This is a genomic window from Alitiscatomonas sp. (assembly GCF_037242085.1).
GTDB lineage: Bacteria > Bacillota > Clostridia > Lachnospirales > Lachnospiraceae > Alitiscatomonas > Alitiscatomonas aceti.
In genome coordinates, this window is the sequence record NZ_JAXXBR010000099.1 from 1 (window position 1) to 18,007 (window position 18,007).

15 protein-coding genes and 1 riboswitch are annotated in these 18,007 nt (G+C 53.6%); of the genes, 14 read left to right on the top strand and 1 reads right to left on the bottom strand.

Annotated features, from left to right (window positions below; translation table 11 throughout):
• The 6 genes from WIH05_RS10580 to WIH05_RS10605 form a co-directional block, all read left to right on the top strand.
• Nucleotides 1–801: ABC transporter substrate-binding protein (locus WIH05_RS10580; protein WP_337425360.1), on the top strand; the 801-nt coding region annotated here is incomplete at its 5' end.
• Between the two features lie 461 nt (nt 802–1,262).
• Nucleotides 1,263–3,263, top strand: coding sequence for an excinuclease ABC subunit UvrB (gene uvrB, locus WIH05_RS10585; protein ID WP_022272549.1), 2,001 nt, complete (start codon nt 1,263–1,265; stop codon nt 3,261–3,263).
• Nucleotides 3,264–3,359: 96 nt separating this feature from the next.
• Nucleotides 3,360–3,605, top strand: coding sequence for a FeoA family protein (locus WIH05_RS10590; protein ID WP_252207687.1), 246 nt, complete (start codon nt 3,360–3,362; stop codon nt 3,603–3,605).
• The gene (gene feoB / locus WIH05_RS10595) at nt 3,595–5,580 is read left to right on the top strand and encodes a ferrous iron transport protein B (RefSeq protein WP_022272551.1); all 1,986 of its coding nucleotides are present in this window, start codon (nt 3,595–3,597) and stop codon (nt 5,578–5,580) included. Before WIH05_RS10590 ends, feoB begins: the two co-directional genes overlap by 11 nt.
• Before the next feature lie 64 nt (nt 5,581–5,644).
• Complete coding sequence (locus tag WIH05_RS10600; protein WP_022272552.1) at nt 5,645–6,418, top strand: threonine/serine exporter family protein; 774 nt, start codon at nt 5,645–5,647, stop codon at nt 6,416–6,418.
• Nucleotides 6,415–6,861, top strand: a complete 447-nt coding sequence (locus tag WIH05_RS10605) for a threonine/serine exporter family protein (protein ID WP_022272553.1) — start codon at nt 6,415–6,417, stop codon at nt 6,859–6,861. Before WIH05_RS10600 ends, WIH05_RS10605 begins: the two co-directional genes overlap by 4 nt.
• On the opposite strand, the gene WIH05_RS10610 is transcribed toward WIH05_RS10605, so the two are convergent.
• Complete coding sequence (locus WIH05_RS10610) at nt 6,797–7,933, bottom strand: DUF5688 family protein (protein ID WP_022272554.1); 1,137 nt, start codon at nt 7,931–7,933, stop codon at nt 6,797–6,799. The genes WIH05_RS10605 and WIH05_RS10610 overlap by 65 nt on opposite strands.
• 262 nt (nt 7,934–8,195) lie before the next feature.
• On the opposite strand from WIH05_RS10610, the gene WIH05_RS10615 reads away from it, so the two are divergent.
• The 8 genes from WIH05_RS10615 (at nt 8,196) to WIH05_RS10650 (ending at nt 18,005) form a co-directional block, all read left to right on the top strand.
• Nucleotides 8,196–9,824, top strand: a complete 1,629-nt coding sequence (locus WIH05_RS10615) for an ABC transporter substrate-binding protein (RefSeq protein ID WP_337425361.1) — start codon at nt 8,196–8,198, stop codon at nt 9,822–9,824.
• 551 nt (nt 9,825–10,375) lie between these two features.
• Complete coding sequence (locus tag WIH05_RS10620; RefSeq protein ID WP_337425362.1) at nt 10,376–11,986, top strand: ABC transporter substrate-binding protein; 1,611 nt, start codon at nt 10,376–10,378, stop codon at nt 11,984–11,986.
• Between the two features lie 106 nt (nt 11,987–12,092).
• Nucleotides 12,093–13,022, top strand: a complete 930-nt coding sequence (gene nikB, locus WIH05_RS10625) for a nickel ABC transporter permease (RefSeq protein ID WP_022272169.1) — start codon at nt 12,093–12,095, stop codon at nt 13,020–13,022.
• A gap of 16 nt (nt 13,023–13,038) precedes the next feature.
• On the top strand, nt 13,039–13,932 hold the full coding sequence (locus tag WIH05_RS10630; RefSeq protein ID WP_022272168.1) for an ABC transporter permease: 894 nt from the start codon (nt 13,039–13,041) through the stop codon (nt 13,930–13,932).
• A 12-nt stretch (nt 13,933–13,944) separates the two neighbouring features.
• A complete protein-coding gene (locus WIH05_RS10635; RefSeq protein WP_022272167.1) occupies nt 13,945–14,976 on the top strand; it encodes an ABC transporter ATP-binding protein in 1,032 nt (343 codons plus the stop codon).
• A complete protein-coding gene (locus WIH05_RS10640; protein WP_022272166.1) occupies nt 14,973–15,923 on the top strand; it encodes a dipeptide ABC transporter ATP-binding protein in 951 nt (316 codons plus the stop codon). Before WIH05_RS10635 ends, WIH05_RS10640 begins: the two co-directional genes overlap by 4 nt.
• A gap of 107 nt (nt 15,924–16,030) precedes the next feature.
• Nucleotides 16,031–16,135, top strand: a riboswitch (TPP riboswitch).
• A gap of 52 nt (nt 16,136–16,187) precedes the next feature.
• The gene (locus tag WIH05_RS10645; protein ID WP_022273944.1) at nt 16,188–16,943 is read left to right on the top strand and encodes an ABC transporter permease; all 756 of its coding nucleotides are present in this window, start codon (nt 16,188–16,190) and stop codon (nt 16,941–16,943) included.
• Nucleotides 16,944–16,973: 30 nt separating this feature from the next.
• Complete coding sequence (locus WIH05_RS10650; protein ID WP_022273945.1) at nt 16,974–18,005, top strand: ABC transporter substrate-binding protein; 1,032 nt, start codon at nt 16,974–16,976, stop codon at nt 18,003–18,005.
• Nucleotides 18,006–18,007: the final 2 nt, after the last annotated feature.

Consider the following 18,007-nt stretch of genomic DNA (forward strand, 5'->3'; position numbering starts at 1 on the left):
CAGCGCATCGCCATTCTGGATATGGCTTCCCTGGATATTCTGGATGCCCTGGGCGTGGGGGACCGGGTCGTTGGCACTGCTGATACCAGCCTGGAGTATCTCCAGAATTACATCAATGACGACATTTCCAGCCTGGGAACCATCAAAGAGGCGGATCTGGAGGCGGTCATGGCCTGCGAGCCGGATGTTATCTTCATCGGAGGCCGCCTGGCTTCCAGCTATGACGCTCTCAGCGAGATCGCTCCCGTGGTCTATCTGGCCACGGACACTGAACTTGGCGTAGTGGAAAGCGTCCGACGGAATGCCATGACCATCGCATCCATGTTTGGGCTTGAGGATAAAGTAGATGAATTAATGGCTGGCTTCAATTCCCGCATTGCTGCCCTGGCTGAATTTTCTGCCGGAAAGACTGCGATCATAGGGCTTGTCACCAGCGGCAGCTTCAACGTGCTGGGCAACGATGGACGCTGCTCCATGATCGGACGGGAGATCGGCTTTGAAAATATCGGCGCGGCCGCCGATATTGATACCTCCACCCACGGCAATGAGGCTTCCTTTGAATTCATTGTGGAGAAGGATCCTGACTACATCTTCGTCATGGATCGCGACGCAGCCATCGGCACCGATGGGGCACAGCTGGCCCAGGAGATCATGGAGAACGAGCTTGTGATGGGTACGGACGCCTATAAGAATGGTCATCTCGTCTATCTGGCCCACCCGGCTGTGTGGTACACCGCCGAGGGAGGCATCACCGCTCTGGATCTTATGCTGAAGGATCTGGAGAGCAGTCTGCTGGGTTAAGGCAGTTTCCATATAGCAGCAGTGTATACAAACACGCACCGGTTACAGAGCCCATAGGTATGCTGTGCCCGGTGCGTGCTGCGTTGTGCGCCTGGTCTTGCACATTTCTAAAGGGTGCAGGTCCAAAATCCGCCCGGCAGCGGGAAGGATATAGGGGGAGGCAAGGGGGTTCATCGTGAGGTGGAATCTGAAGGCAGTTGGATGTGGGGAATCTACCAGCCCATGGGCAAGCCTCTGGTCTGATGAACAGAAATGTGGGCAGGGAATAAGAGAACGGATGTTCGATGACTCTGTACTTTTGGAATTATTTATGGTACAATGTCTGCAAAACAGACATTGTACCATTGCGCATCTGGTTTCTGTGTTTAACATGGTTTGTCCCTGTTTCGGCCATATCGAATTACATGGGTACGGCAGGCTCAAAAAAACAAATTCTGTTTTAAATCCTGGAGGTGGTTCTTATGCAAAATGAACAAAAAGTTTTTGAATTACATTCCGAATACGCCCCCACCGGCGACCAGCCCCAGGCCATTGAGGCGCTGGTCAAAGGATTTCAGGAAGGCAATCAATTCCAGACCTTATTAGGAGTTACAGGGTCCGGCAAGACCTTTACCATGGCCAATGTGATCCAGCAGCTAAATAAGCCGACGCTGGTGATCGCGCACAATAAGACCTTAGCAGCACAGCTCTATGGTGAGTTTAAAGAGTTTTTTCCAAATAATGCAGTGGAATATTTTGTCTCCTACTATGATTATTACCAGCCGGAGGCATATGTCCCTTCCACTGACACATATATTGAAAAAGACTCGGCCATTAATGACGAGATCGATAAGCTGCGCCACTCGGCCACAGCGGCGCTTTCAGAGAGAAATGATGTGATCATTGTGGCCTCTGTATCCTGTATCTATGGACTGGGAAGCCCCATCGACTATAAGGAGATGGTGATCTCCCTGCGTCCTGGGATGGAGAAGGACCGGGACGAGGTGATCCATAAGCTGATCGACATCCAGTACACAAGAAATGAGATGGATTTCCGGCGGGGATCCTTCCGGGTCAGAGGAGATGTCCTGGAGGTGTTCCCTGCGTACTCCGGCAGCGAGGCCTACCGGATCGAGTTTTTCGGCGATGAGGTGGACCGGATCTCAGAGATCGACGCGCTGACCGGGGAGGTGAAGGCTCAGCTGGGCCATGTGGCGATCTTCCCGGCCTCCCACTATGTGGTGCCCAAGGAAAAAATGATGGCTGCGACAGAAAATATCCTGGCGGAGATGAAGGAACAGGTGACATTCTTTAAGAGCGAGGATAAGCTTTTGGAGGCCCAGAGGATCGCAGAAAGGACCAATTTTGACGTGGAGATGATGCGGGAGACGGGATTCTGTTCCGGGATCGAGAACTATTCCCGCCACCTGACCTTTGGAAAGCCGGGGGAGCCGCCCTGCACGCTTCTGGACTACTTCCCGGAGGATTTCCTTATTATCGTTGACGAGTCCCATATTACGCTTCCCCAGGTGAGAGGGATGTATTTTGGCGACCGGTCCAGGAAGAAGACTCTGGTGGATTATGGGTTCCGTCTGCCGTCGGCGCTGGATAACCGTCCCTTAAATTTTGAGGAATTTGAAAGCCACATCAGCCAGATGATGTTTGTATCCGCCACGCCATCCGTATATGAGGCAGAGCATGAGCTGCTTAGGACAGAGCAGATCATCCGTCCCACCGGCCTTCTGGATCCGGAGATCAGCGTCCGTCCGGTGGAGGGCCAGATCGACGATCTCATCGGAGAGATCAACAAGGAGGTGGAAAGCCACAATAAGGTCCTGATCACAACGCTGACAAAGCGCATGGCTGAGGATCTGACGGATTATATCCGGGAGGCCGGGATCCGGGTCAAATATCTCCACTCAGATATTGATACCCTGGAGCGGGCGGAGATCATCCGCGATATGCGCCTGGATGTGTTCGACGTACTGGTGGGCATCAATCTTCTCAGAGAGGGGCTGGATATCCCGGAGATCACTCTGGTGGCGATCCTGGACGCCGATAAGGAGGGCTTCCTCCGGTCTGAGACCTCTCTGATCCAGACTATCGGCCGCGCTGCCAGAAATGCAGAGGGGCATGTGATCATGTATGCCGATTCCATCACCGATTCCATGAAAGCTGCCATCGATGAGACCAACCGCCGCCGGGAGATCCAGCAAAAGTATAATGAAGACCACGGCATTACACCCCAGACCATTAAAAAGGCCGTCCGTGACCTGATCTCCATTTCCAAAGCGGCAGCAGCAGGAGACGGGGAATTAAAAAAGGATCCGGAATCCATGGATGCAAAGGAGCTGGATAAGCTGGCAAAGGAACTGGCAAAGAAGATGCGCCAGGCAGCGGCCGAGCTGAACTTTGAGGAGGCGGCCAGACTGCGAGACCGTATGAAGGAGGTAAAGCAGATGCTCCTGGAACTGGAGGGCTGAGACGGAAACGGTCAGAAGGATGTAAGTTTATATTGACAACCAATCCCGGTAAGGCTACAATATCTGCGGAATCGAAGCAGATCCGGGAAGAACAGGATGGGAACCATGAGACTGTGTGACTGTGCTGCCGGAAAGCTATATATGATCCGGACGGTTACGGCAGAGGAAACGATCGTCCGGCGGCTGGAGGCCCTGGGACTCGTCGAGGGAACAAAGGTCCATATTCTGATGAAAAAACAGGACGGCTCTCTGATCGCCGCATTCCAAGGGACACGTCTGGCGCTGGGAAAAAAGATCGCTGGAGCCATTGAAGCGGAGGACTGTGAAGAACATGGGCGCTGAGAGTGTGACGGTCTGCTTTACAGGAAATCCCAACTGTGGAAAGACCACGCTTTTTAATGCGTATACTGGCGCAGGGAAAAAAACAGCCAACTGGCCTGGCGTTACTGTGGCGCTGTCGGAGGGGAGCCTGATGCACCGGGGCCGTCTGGTGCACCTGGTGGACACACCGGGAATTTACAGCCTGGATCCATATACTATGGAAGAAACAGTGACCAGACAGTGCATAAGGGACCAGAAGGCGGATGTGATCATCCATGTGGCAGATGCACTTTTGCTGGAAAGGAGCCTGTTTCTGACCATGCAGCTATTGGCAGAGGGAAGGCCGATGGTCCTGGCTCTCAATATGATGGATCTGGTCCGGGAACGGGGGATGGACATTGATACAGAAGGACTGTCCAGACTCCTGGGAGGGATCCCGGTGATCCCGGTATCAGCCAGAAGGAGGACTGGGCTGGAGGAGCTGATGGATGTCGCCGTGGAAGCGGCCAGAGCCCGCCGGATGGCAGACGGCAGCAGCTGTTTTGTATCGGGAGCCCGTTATTCTGTATACAGAAGCCATTCTGCGCACAGCGACGGGCCTGCATATGGCGATGGCCCTTCTGGATCCGGAGGCTCCTGGCATGGCCCGGTGTCTGCCAGGGAACTCCATGACCGGGCCCGGCAGCTTGCCGCTGCCTGTATCCGGTACAGAGGCAGTCCCGCACAGAATAAAAGGAACACGGATCCCAGCGTTGGGAGAGTATTGGATTCCTTCACTGACCGGGCGGACCGGCTCCTGGCCCATCCAGTATGGGGGATCCCTATATTTTTTGGGATCCTGGCCCTGGTATTTTTTCTGACATTTTCTGCCGGAGGCTTTTTGAGAGGATATTTTGAGCGGGGCCTGGCCATGCTTTCAGCGTATATCCTGGAGCTCCTGGGCCGGTGCCGGGTCTCCGGCTGGATCATTTCCCTGGTATCCGATGGGATCCTGGCCGGAGTGGGAGGAGTCCTGGGCTTTCTGCCAAACATTGCCATCTTGTTCCTGGCCCTGGCCTTCTTAGAGGACAGCGGCTATATGGCCAGGATCGCCTGGGTCATGAACGGGACTATGGCCTCGGCGGGACTTTCGGGAAAAGCCGTTCTCCCGGTGCTCCTGGGATTTGGCTGTACGGTCCCGGCAGTCCTGGCATCCCGGATCCTGGAGAATGAAAAGGACCGGAGGCGGACGATCCTTATGACGCCGTTCATGTCCTGTTCAGCCAGGCTTCCGGTCTATGTGCTGTTTGCGGGAATGTTCTTTCCGGAAGCATCAGCGGCGGTGATCGGAGGCTTATACGTTCTGGGCGTCCTGGCGGCCCTGGGGACGGCCTGGGCAGCCTGGAAGGCAGGACGGGAGGAGCCGTATGAGGATATTCTGCTGATGGAGCTGCCGGAATACCGGTGGCCGGATCTGGGAACTGTGGTCTCCTGTGCCTGGGAACGGGTCAGGGACTATCTGGAAAAAGCCGGGACCACGATCTTTCTGGCCTCCCTGGTCCTGTGGTTTTTCCTTCATCTGGGGCCACAGGGAGCTGCGTGGGATGTATCAGAAAGCTTCGCGGCAGTCCTGGGACGGGGCCTGGCTCCGGTCCTTGTCCCGGCCGGCCTGGGAGCCTGGCAGACAGCAGTGGCGCTGCTTACCGGACTTTCGGCAAAAGAGGTGGTGGTATCCAGCTTCTTTATTCTTTACGGAGCCGGGAACAGAGGTGCTGGAGGAGGCCATGAGGCTCTTGCAGCCAGTCTTGCAGCCGGCGGCTTTACCGGAGCCAGCGCCCTGGCACTTCTGGTATTCTGTCTCCTTTACACACCCTGTGCGGCGGCCATGGGGGCCATAAAGCAGGAGACAGGATCCCTCCGCTGGACTGTGGGACTGGCGGTTTATCAGCTTTTTCTGGCCTGGATATGCGCCGTGCTCGTATACCAGGCAGCCAGCCGGATCCCGGGGCTGGGATGACGGAAAGAATTCTGGTCTGTATGGAAGCAGGCGGGAGTGAAATAGACAAAGAGAGGAAAACAGAATGGATGAGAAACTTCTTCTGAAGGCCGTTGTTCTGGCCGGAGAGATCATGCTGTCCAGCGGCGCAGAGGTATCCCGTGTGGAAAATACCATGCAGTTCATGCTGCGGCGGTCCAACTGTGAGGTCACGGAGGCCGTGGTCCTGGCCACAGGACTTTTTGTGACTATGGCTGACCCGGGCGGAGAGCCGATGACCTTTTCCAAGCGGATCCCTGCCAGAAGCACAAACATCAACCGGATCTGCCGGGTCAATGAGGTCTCCAGGCAGTTCTGCCATATGGAGCTGACGGTGGAGGAGGCCTACGAGGAGCTGAAAAGGATCCAGAAGGAGATCCTTTATAAGCCATGGATGAAGCTTGCCGGGATCATCGGTATATCTGTCAGCTTTATCTTTATTTACGGCGGGAACTTCCTGGATCTTTCCACTTCGGTCCTGGTGGGGATCTGTATGGCGGCGGCGGACCGGTTCACAAAGATCCTCCGGCTCAATGATTTCAGTACCACGGCCTTCTGCGGGTTTGTGGTGGCCTTTTCTGCTATGCTCATCCAGGAACTCTGTCCTTTTAAGGTCAGCGGCGATGTGATGATCATGAGTGCCATCATGTATCTGGTGCCCGGGATCCCCTTTACCACTGCGGCCCGGGATACCATTAACGGAGACTATGCCGCCGGATCTGCCAGGATGCTGGAATGTATCGTTGTGGCCCTGGCCGTGGCTGTGGGCGTGGGCTTTGGAATGGTCTGCTTCCGGACATTATGGGGAGGAACGCTATGATGATACTTCAGATACTCAGCGCTTTCAGCGCTGTGCTGGTATTTACCATGATCCTGGAGATACCGAAAAAATATATGCTTTATGCGTCCGCCTCGGGTGCGGTGGGCTGGTGGGCCTACCTGATGGTCCAGAACAGCGGCCATTCGTCTATGCTGGCAGCGTTTTTATCTACTCTGGTGGTGGCCTTTTTAAGTCATATCCTGGCCAGGGTCAAAAAGGCCCCGGTGACAGTGTTTCTGATCACAGGAACGCTTCCGGCAGTGCCGGGAGCCGCCATATACCGGAGCGTTTATTATTTCCTCCAGAACGACTCGGCGCTGGCTACAAAAAATCTTCTGGAGACCATCCAGATCGCCGGAGCCATTGCCATGGGGATCTTTACCATGGACTCTCTGTTCCGGCTGGTTCTGGCCTATGACAGGAAAAAAGCGGAGAAGGGATGATGGTCCCTGTTTCCCGGCTGAAGATATAGATGCGGTCCGAGAGCACGTCCTCCTCAGAGACGTCCTCCCGGTTGATCTCCTGGACCGTCCGGCACAGGAACGCATGATCGAACATAAGATGATCTGGAAATAAAAGGACTTCGTGGATACTGGAAGGCAGGATGATCACATCCGTCTCTTCCTGGTCTGCGAAGTCTTTTATTATATCCCTGTAAAGCATACAGGAGGCTCCGTAGATCCCGCGGCGGTTGGTGAGCACATGGAGTGCCGGCCCGTCTGCTGAGATCTCCACCGCAGGCTCAGCCGCTTCCAGCCCCTTCGCAGCTGCCATAGGCTCAGTGTCTCTTAGGATCTCCGATGCAGCCACATGTTCTGCCGTCTCCAGCCTCTCTGCAGCTGCCATAGGCTCAGTGCCTCTTAGGATTTCCGCTGCAGCCGCGGATCCTGTCGTTTCCAGATCCCTTTCCGTCTCCGCCAGGTCCGGGAACGGGGTATCTACGTAAACGGACGGCAGAAGGAGCTCCGTCAGAGGCGTTAGGACAGGGGGAAAGAGAATGGGGGTATTTTCCTCTGCCAGGGAGCGCAGGGTATCTGCATCCATGTCCCAGGCGGAAAGGAGCGGCCAGTGGACCAGGGCGGACACCAGATCGGCAGAGTCCAGGTCCAGGCAGATGAAAAAGACCATAGCCAGATCGTGAAAGGGGAACCATGGGATATGTTTCAGCAGTTCTTCATTCCGCTCCTGGGAAACCAGACGGAAGGCAATGCGGGTTTTTGCAAATTCTGGATCCAGGATCTCCTGGCATATGGAGGATGGGAACGGGGGCCTGCGCTCCAGAAAAGAAAGAACAGAGGCACATATGGTCTCCATAGGTATGCCTTTTTGGTACTGGTCATACAGAGGCTCCAGATAGACGACCGGCCCCAGGGCACTGTCAGCAGGGAGTGCAAAGAGGACATCCGGACATACGCCGTTATTTTTGCAGAGTGATTTTTGAATAAATTGAGTGCCTGGATCTGAATTTTTGCGCAATATATCCGATATAGCTGAACAAAACTGTGAATAGTGCATAGAAATTACCTCCAGAAATGAAGTTGAATGTGATTAAAAGAAATGGTGTCTATATTGTAAGGGATAAAAAACATGAAATCAATAGTAATTTATGCTTGATTTCTTGGAATAAATGTGATAAAATAACGAAAATTAATTACATATATTTGTGCAAAATGGATAGTATGCCTGTGCCTGGGGATATACGATCCATTTAAAAGTGTTTTCTAAATTGATGCATTTGGCCAGTGGTCATGCAAATATAATTATGAGGTGAGAGAGTATGACAAAAAAACTTATGCGCGGCTTAGTACCGGTAATGGTCCTTTCAGCGGCAGCAGCCCTGTTTACAGGCTGCGGCTCCAAAGAGGCTCCCGCCGATGCGACCCAGGCTGGCGGCTCTAAGGAAACAGAAGCTGCCGGATCCACAGCAGCATCTGAGAACAAGGAAACCGAGTCCAAGGGATCCGAATCCACAGGAACTTCTTCCAAGGATACTCTGATCATTGCGACTGCCAATGAGACACCCAGTGTTACCACAAACCTGCACAACGCAGTGGCCGGAGACTATATCAACCAGATGACCCACAACAGCCTGTTCTATACAGACGAGAACCTGGAGCCCCAGCCGTGTCTTGTGGAATCCTATGAGATCGTAAGCGATACCGAGTGGGTGTTCAAGCTGAAACAGGGCGTGAAGTTCCACAATGGCCAGGAGATGAAGGCCGCCGACGTAAAAGCATCTCTGGAGCTTTGTAAGGAATCCCCGCAGGTTTCCCAGTACGGCACCTCCAGCGGAACCATTGAAGTAGTAGATGATTATACAATTAAGATGACAACAGACGGCCCGCAGTCCGGTTTTCTTTCTGACCTCTGCCATCACGGAAACGCGATCCTTCCGGCAGACCTGATCGCCAGCGGACACGACTTCAACAAAGAACCCATCGGCACAGGCCCATACAAGCTGGTGGCCTGGAACAAGGGCGAGAGCCTTGAACTGGAAGCATTTGAAGATTACTGGGGCGGCGCTCCGGCTATTAAGAAGGTTGTATGGAAAGTGATCCCCGAGGGCTCCTCCCGTACCATGGCCCTTGAGGCTGGCGAGGTTGACCTGATCATCGAGGTTGAGTCCACTGACTTTACACGCTTACAGGACAACGCCGATCTTGTTACCTTCAACGAGGCAGGTACCTCCCACAACTGGCTGATGATCAACAACGAGAAGGCTCCCTTTGACAACATCGACTTCCGCCGTGCCCTTGCATCTGCCATTGATAAGAATGCAGTGGTACAGGTCGCGTTAAACGGTCTGGGCAGTGTATCTGACAGTATGATCGCTGAAAGCTTCCCGGGCGTTGTGACCGACGGAGCTCCGACCTATGACCCGGAAAAGGCGAAAGAGTATCTGGCGGCATCCGGCTTAAATCCGGCAGACTGCGGATTCACGATCATCTGCTCCGATGATACAAAGCTCCGTGCAGGACAGGTGATCCAGTCCTCCTTAAAGGAGAACCTTGGAGTCGACGTTACTCTGGAATCCATGGACCTTGCTACATACCTGGATAAGACAGCGGTAGGTGATTATGAGGCATCCATCGGCGGCTACACCTCCAGCGGCGTTCTTCCCTATGCCGTAGGCGTTTACCACTCCAAATCCATCGACGGTTCCAACAAGACCCGTACCAACGAGCCGGCCATCGATGAGCTGATCGACAAGCTCCAGGCTACACTGGATCCGGAAGAGAACGTAAAGGTTGTTACCGAGCTCAGCAAGGCTGTGAATGAAAACTGCCCGCAGATCCCGTTATACTTAAGAAACAATGTGCGTGCATACGCCAAAGGCCTTCAGGGCTTCAATCTGAACGCAGGCGGAAACACATTCTACGAGCAGATGAGCTGGGGCGAGAACTAAATATTGGTGGCTTCTATCATACAGATGAACGTATATACGTTTAGATGAACCTTTAAAAGTGAACAGGGATCTGGCCCCTTAAAGGGTACAGGTTCCTGTTTGCATTTAATACATGACTTTTAAGTAATGGATATATGGAAGAATCGGTATATGCAGAGCGGAAGGAGGATTTCATGGGGAAATGAGGGATGGCCTGAAAACCGGATAATTCTCGAGGCTTCTGCAGTCTGCATGTGGAAAATTATATAAAATATTGAAAAAATAAATATAAATACGAAGAAATTTGTGAAAAAAATCCCTATACACAGCAAAAAAATAATGGGGAGGGGAGCGAGAAACGCAGGATAAAGGAAAAAATAACGAATATAGATATAATTTATACTTGATTTATATGGATAAATATGATATAATGACGAACATAAATCACGTATATTTGTGCAAAATGAATACATTGCTCTATATCTGCTGATGTATGAATGCCTGACAAGGGTCTTCTAAAATTGATGCATTTGGCCAGTGGTCATGCAAATATAATTATGAGGTGAGAGAGTATGACGAAAAAACTTATGCGCGGGTTAGTACCGGTAATGGTCCTTTCCGCAGCAGCCGCCCTGTTCACAGGCTGTGGTTCCAAGGACTCCGGTGCAGACGCAAAACCGGCAGGCGAAACCAAGGAAACAGAAGCAGCCGGCTCTACAGCGGCATCCGAAGACAAGGGAACTGAATCCAAGGGTACTTCTTCCAAGGATACCCTGATCATTGCGACTGCCAATGAGACTCCCAGTGTTACCACGAACCTCCATAATGCGACGGCTGGTGACTATATCAACCAGATGACTCATGAGGGGCTGTTTACCTCCAGCGTTGATTTAACACCGCAGCCGGCTTTGGCTGAATCCTATGAGATCGTAAGCGATACCGAGTGGGTATTCAAGCTGAGACAGGGCGTGAAATTCCACAATGGCCAGGAAGTGAAGGCCGCCGACGTAAAAGCTTCCCTGGAACTTTGTAAGGAATCCCCGCAGGTTTCCCAGTACGGTGACGCAGTGGAATCCGTTGAAGTGATCGATGACTATACAGTTAAGATCACAACAAACGGCCCGCACTCCGGTCTTCTTACAGACCTGAGCCATCACGGAAACGCCATCCTTCCGGCAGACCTGATCGCCAGCGGACATGACTTCAACAAAGAGCCCATCGGTACCGGCCCATACAAATTTGTGGCATGGAACAAGGGCGAGAGCATCGAGCTGGAAGCCAATGAGGATTACTGGGGCGGCGCTCCTGCCATCAAGCACGTGACCTGGAAGATCATTCCGGAGGGCTCCTCCCGTACTATGGCCCTTGAGGCCGGCGAAGTGGACATGATCATCGAGGTTGAGTCCACAGACCTTTCCCGTTTACAGGACAACCCGGATATCGTTACAGTCAACGAGCCTGGTACAGGCCACAACTGGGTAATGATCAACAACGAGAAGGCTCCCTTCGATAACGTGGACTTCCGCCGCGCCATCGACGCTGCTGTTGATAAGAACGCAGTGGTACAGGTTGCTTTAAATGGACAGGGTTCCGTATCTGACAGCATGCTTCCGGAATGTTTCCCGGGCGTTGTGACAGACGGTGCTCCCACCTATGATCCGGAGAAGGCAAAAGAGTATCTGGCAGCATCCGGCTTAAGCCCGGCAGAATGCACCTTCTCTATTATCTGCTCCGACGATACAAAGCTCCGTGCCGGACAGGTGATCCAGTCCTCCTTAAAGGAAAACCTGGGCATCGACGTGACTCTGGAGTCCATGGACCTTGCTACATACCTGGATAAGACCGCAGTAGGTGACTACCAGGCTGCCATCGGCGGATACACCTCCAGTGACGTATTGGCTCACTGCATGGGCGTTTACCACTCCAAATCCATCGACGGTTCCAACAAGACCCGTCTGAACGATCCGGAGATCGATGCTTTCATTGATAAGATCAAAGCTACACTGGATCCGGAGGAAAATGTAAAGATCGTTACGGAACTCAGTAAGTCTCTGAATGAGATCTGTCCGCAGGTTCCGCTCTACTTAAAGAACAACGTACGTGCATACGCAAAGGGCCTGGAAGGCTTCACAATGAGTCCGACCGGCGGTATGTACATCCACGAACTGAGCTGGAGCGAATAATTTTTATTTGAAGTAAATCCTTTAAGAAGAAAACAGGGACCTGGCCCCTGGAAGGCCGGTCCCTGTTTTGATTAAAATTTATGTAGAGGGGAGAGGATCGCACCATATGATCAAGTTTATAATCAAACGTCTTCTGGCACTGATCCCGGTACTGGTCGGAGTATCACTGCTCGTATTCTTTATCCTTGATTTGGCTCCTGGTGATCCTGCCAAGGCTGCTCTGGGTGAGCAGGCACGTCCCGAAGATATCGAGGCGTTCCGAGAGGAAATGGGCTTAAATGACCCGTTCATTGTCCGTTACGTAAACTACATGCTGGGCCTCTGTCAGGGAGACCTGGGAACCTCCTATAAGACCCGTGATCCGGTAGGAGAAGAGGTATGGGCCCGTCTGCCAAATACGGCGATGTTAGCGCTTACCTCCACTGTGGTAGCCATCTTACTGGCGCTTCCGTTAGGAATCATCGCGGCCATCAAGCAGAACACGCTGTTCGATGGCATCAGCATGTTCATATCCCTCCTGGGTATCTCAATGCCCGTATTCTGGATGGGCCTCCTGCTGATCCTGTTCTTCTCTGTAAAGCTGGGCTGGTTCCCGGTATCGGGAGCAGACCAGGGGATCAAGAGCCTTGTGCTGCCGTCCATCGCGTTAGGCTTCATGCACATGGCATCCATCGCCCGTACCACCAGAAGCTCCATGCTTGAGACGATCCGCCAGGACTACATCCGTACTGTGCGTGCAAAAGGCCTTCCGGAGAAGGAGGTCATCACCCGCCATGCCTTAAGGAATGCGCTGATCCCGACGACAACGGTCATCGGCCTCCAGATCGGAGGAATGTTAGGCGGTTCCGTACTGACCGAGAGCGTGTTCGCATGGCCGGGGATCGGCCGTTACATGATCCAGTCCATCCAGGGCCGTGACATCCCGTCGGTCATGGGCTGCATCATCATCTTTGCACTCAGCTTCGCAGTGATCAACCTGATCGTAGACCTGATCTACGGCTTCATCGATCCGCGAATCAAAGCACAGTATAAGTAAGGAGGGGAAGACAGTAATGAGCAATGCTTCTGCAAAAAATGTAAATGCACCTGCTGACATCAAGAAGAAGAGTCAGTTCGTAGAAGTCTGGAAGCGTCTCTGCCGGAACAAGACGGCAGTCCTCGGACTTGTGATCGTTGCACTGCTGACGCTGATGGCGATCCTTTCTCCGATCCTGATCGACTATGAAACGCAGGTGATCAAGACCAATTACAGCGAGGCCCTCCAGGCGCCCAGTGCGGACCACTGGTTCGGAACGGACGAGATGGGCCGTGACATCTTACTGCGTGTCATGTACGGTTCCACCGTTTCCCTTTCCATCGGAGTGGTGACCGTGGCAGTTTCCCTGACCGTGGGCCTGATCCTCGGAGCGGCAGCCGGATACTTCGGAGGAAAGACAGACATGATCATCATGCGTATCATGGACATCTTCCTTGCGATCCCCGGAACGCTGCTTGCGATCTGTATCGTGGCTTCCCTTGGAAACTCCATCCCGAACCTTGTCATCGCGCAGGCGGTATCCTCGATCCCGACGTTCTCCCGTGTCGTGCGCGGAGCGGTCATCACAGCCCGTGACGCCGACTACGTGGAGGCAGCAAGGGCCATCGGGGCCAAGGATGCGACGATCATCTTCCATGAGGTGCTGCCCAACAGCCTTGCGCCGATCATCGTGCAGACGACCTTACAGGTGGCATCGGTCATCCTTTCCATCGCAGGCCTTTCCTTCATCGGACTGGGAATCCCGGCGCCGAGACCGGAGTGGGGCGCAATGCTCTCCGGAGCCCGTGCCTACATCCGTGACTACAGCTACATGTGCCTGTTCCCGGGCCTTGCAATCATGACCACGATCCTCTCACTCAACCTTCTGGGTGACGGACTTCGTGATGCACTTGATCCGAGACTGCGTTAAGGGGGTAGCAAGATGAGCGAAAATGTAAAAATCGAAAACAAGAAGACCGAGGGGAAGGACCTGACCGCAGAGATCAAGAACCTGGTGGTGGAATTCCGCACGGACTACGGAGTGGTGCAGGCATTAAACGGCCTGGACCTTGAGATCGGGAGAGGAAAGACCCTGGGCCTGGTAGGAGAGACGGGAGCCGGAAAGACAACGACGGGCCTGTCCCTGTTACGGCTGATCCCGGACCCGCCGGGAGTGATCGTGGACGGAAGCATCAAGCTGGACGGCCAGGACATCCTTTCCATGAGTGAAAAAGAGATGCAGGACATCCGGGGAAAGAAAGTAGCCATGATCTTCCAGGATCCCATGACCTCCTTAGACCCGGTCATGACGGTAGAGGAGCAGATCGCAGAGGTCATCAAGCTCCATGAAAAAGACGTGGACCCGATGCAGAAGGCCAGGGAGATGCTGGAGTTAGTAGGGATCCCCGGAAGCCGCGGAGGCGAGTACCCGCACCAGTTCTCCGGCGGAATGAAGCAGCGCGTGGTCATCGCCATGGCGCTTGCGTGCAACCCGGAGCTTCTGATCGCGGACGAGCCGACAACGGCCCTGGACGTGACGATCCAGGCGCAGGTGCTGGAGATGATGAAGGGCCTGCGTGACAAATACAACACCTCGATGTTAATGATCACCCATGACCTGGGGATCGTGGCCGAGATCTGTGACGAGGTATCGGTGGTATACGCAGGGCGTGTCATCGAGCACGGGACCCTGGAGGATATCTTCAAGAATACCCGCCACCCGTATACAGAGGGTCTGTTCAACTCCCTGCCGAACCTTGAGAACCGGCAGGCAGAGTTAAAGCCCATCAAGGGCCTGATGCCGGATCCCAGCAACCTGCCGAAGGGATGCGCGTTCTGCCCGAGATGCGAGTATGCGATGGAGATCTGCAAGACGCAGAAGCCGCCGAGGACGTACCGGAACGATACCCACTATGTGGAGTGCCACCTGTACAACAAAGACAACATCCATGAAGGGAAGGTGAACATTCGATGAGCCAGCCGCTGCTTGAAGTAAAAAATCTCAGAAAGTATTTCAAAACCCCGAAGGGGATGCTGCACGCCGTGGATGATGTCACCTTTACGATCGAAAAAGGAAAGACGTTGGGCGTGGTAGGCGAGTCCGGCTGCGGAAAGTCCACCACAGGCCGTGCGATCCTGCGTCTGATCGAGCCGACGGCCGGCGAGGTGCTGTTCGAGGGCCAGGATGTGGTGAAGCTGTCTGCGGAGGAGATGCGAAAGAAACGTACAGACATGCAGATCATCTTCCAGGACCCGTTCTCCAGCTTAAACCCGCGTAAGACCATCAGCCAGATCATCGCGGATCCGTTAAAGATCAACAAGATCATCACGGACAAGAACGAGCAGATGGACCGTGTGCGTGAGTTGATGGAGACGGTAGGCCTTGCAGACCGTTTGATCAACACATACCCCCACGAGCTGGACGGAGGCCGCCGCCAGAGGATCGGGATCGCGAGGGCACTGGCGTTAAACCCGAAGTTCATCGTGTGTGACGAGCCGGTATCGGCCCTGGACGTATCGATCCAGGCGCAGATCCTGAACCTGATGAAGCAGCTGCAGAACAAGATGGGTCTGACCTACATGTTCATCACCCATGACCTGTCCGTAGTAAACCATTTCTCGGACGACATCGCGGTCATGTATCTTGGAAAGCTGATCGAGAAGGCACCGTCAGAGGAGCTGTTTGCCCACCCGACGCACCCGTATACCCAGGCGCTGTTATCAGCGATCCCGATCCCGTCCCTGGACAACCGGAGGGAGAGGATCCTGTTAAAGGGAGAGATCACTTCGCCCATCGAGCCGCCGAAGGCATGCCGTTTTGCGAACCGGTGTCCGTATGCGACGGACCGCTGCCGCTCGGAGGAGCCGCAGCTTAAGGAGATCAGCCCGGGCCACTTCGTGTCCTGCTTCCTTACCGACTAGGCTTTATAAGGCCGGAACTCTTTTATGGGGGTTCCGGTCTTTTTTGAACTTTGCCGTTGCGTAAGGCTGGATTCCGTGCTATAATCAGTTCCAGATGTAAAAATATGATTCATAACAAGGGGAGCCTGTATACAGGCTGAGAGGAAATTGTGAATTTCGACCCATAACCTGATTTGGATAATGCCAACGTAGGGACATAAGCGTATGCCTGACTGACTGCCGTTATCCGGCGGTCTTTTTTTAATGGAAAAGGAGAAAATTTGTATGAAACAGACATCGGAAAGGCTGATGCCGGCTTTCTTCATTCTGGGCCTCCTGGTCCTCTGGGAGGGGGCGGTACGGATCTTTGGGATCCCCCTATATGTGCTGCCGTCGCCAGTCCAGGTGGCGGAAACCCTGGTACAGGAACTGCCTGTGCTGGCGCTGCATGCCCGGGTAACAGTGGCAGAAGCCCTGGCGGGCGTGGCCATTTCCCTGGTCCTGGCCCTGGCGCTGGGGATCCTTATGGACTGTTTTCCAATGATCCGCCAGGGACTTTATCCGGTCCTGGTGGTGACACAGACGGTGCCCATGATCGTTCTGGCGCCAATTTTCATCATTTATATGGGCTTCGGCGCTGCTCCCAAGATCCTGACAGTGGTTTTAATGTGCTTTTTCCCGGTGGCGGTGAGCTTTTCCGACGGCCTGAGCCAGGTGGATGCGGAATATGTGCATCTGGTCCGGTCCTACGGGGCAGGACAATGGAAAACCTATTGTCTGGTGAAGATCCCGGCGGCAGTGCCGGCGCTTCTTTCGGGACTTAAGGTGGCGGCCACATACAGCATCAGCGGAGCGGTGGTGGGAGAGTGGATCGGCTCCCAGGAAGGGCTGGGCTATTACCTTCTGCGGGTGAAAAACGGCTATATGCTGGATAAGGTGTTTGCCTGTGTGGCAGTGATCATTTTTTTAAGCCTGTGCATGAATGGGCTCATCCGGCTGTACCAGTACCTGGGAATGCCGTATCTGAGAAAACAGCGGTAATATAGAACATAAAAACTGGAGGAGAAGACAATGAGAAAGATGAAGAGGAATCTTGCGGCTGCAGCGGCCTGTGCCCTGGCAGTATCCATGGTCCTGGGAGGCTGTGGAAAAAAAGGAGAAAGTGAGACAGCAGGGGGAACTTCGGAAAAGGCGGAGCTGGAAGAGGTGACCGTGATCCTGGATTATGTGGCAAACACCAATCATACAGGCATGTATGTGGCCCTGGACCAGGGATATTATGAGGAAGAAGGACTGAAGGTGAATATTGTGGAGCCGACAGAAGGGGCTACGGCTTCTCTGGTGGCTGTGGGAAAAGGCGATTTCGGGATCAGCTACCAGGAGGATGTGACCGTTGCCTTAACGTCCGAGGATCCGCTTCCCATTAAGGCCATCGCGGCAGTGATCCAGCATAATACCTCGGGCTTTGCGGCTTACAAAGATAAGGGGATCCATTCTCCAAAGGATTTTGAGGGGAAAACGTATGCAGGCTGGGGCGGCCCGGGAGAGGAAGCCGTATTAAAGGCGGTCATGACCCAGGCTGGAGCCGATTTTTCAAAGCTGAACCTGGTGATCTCCGATGGCTCTGGGTTTGAGGCCCTAAAGGATAAGGTGGATATCATGTGGTTCTACGAGGCGTGGGACAGTGTGAAATGTGAACTCAATGATTTCCCCATCAGCTATATGCCGGTACGGGATCTGGACGAGCGGCTGGATTATTATACGCCGGTGATCATTGCAGGGAATCAGGTCCTGGAGGAGAAGCCGGAGATGGTGAAGAAATTCCTGGCTGCCACCTCCAGGGGATATGGATTTGCCATGGAAAAACCGGAGGAGAGCGCAGAGATCCTTCATAAATATGCTCCGGATTATTCCCTGGAAATGCTCACCATGTCCCAGAAGTACCTGGCAGACAAATATGCGGAGGATGCGGACCGCTGGGGAGAGATGAAGGACCGGGTATGGGATAATTATACGGAATTTATGGTGGAGTACGGTGTCATCCAGGAGGCAATCCCGGCGGCTGAGTGCTATACCAATGAATTTCTTCCAGATAAGGAGTAAAG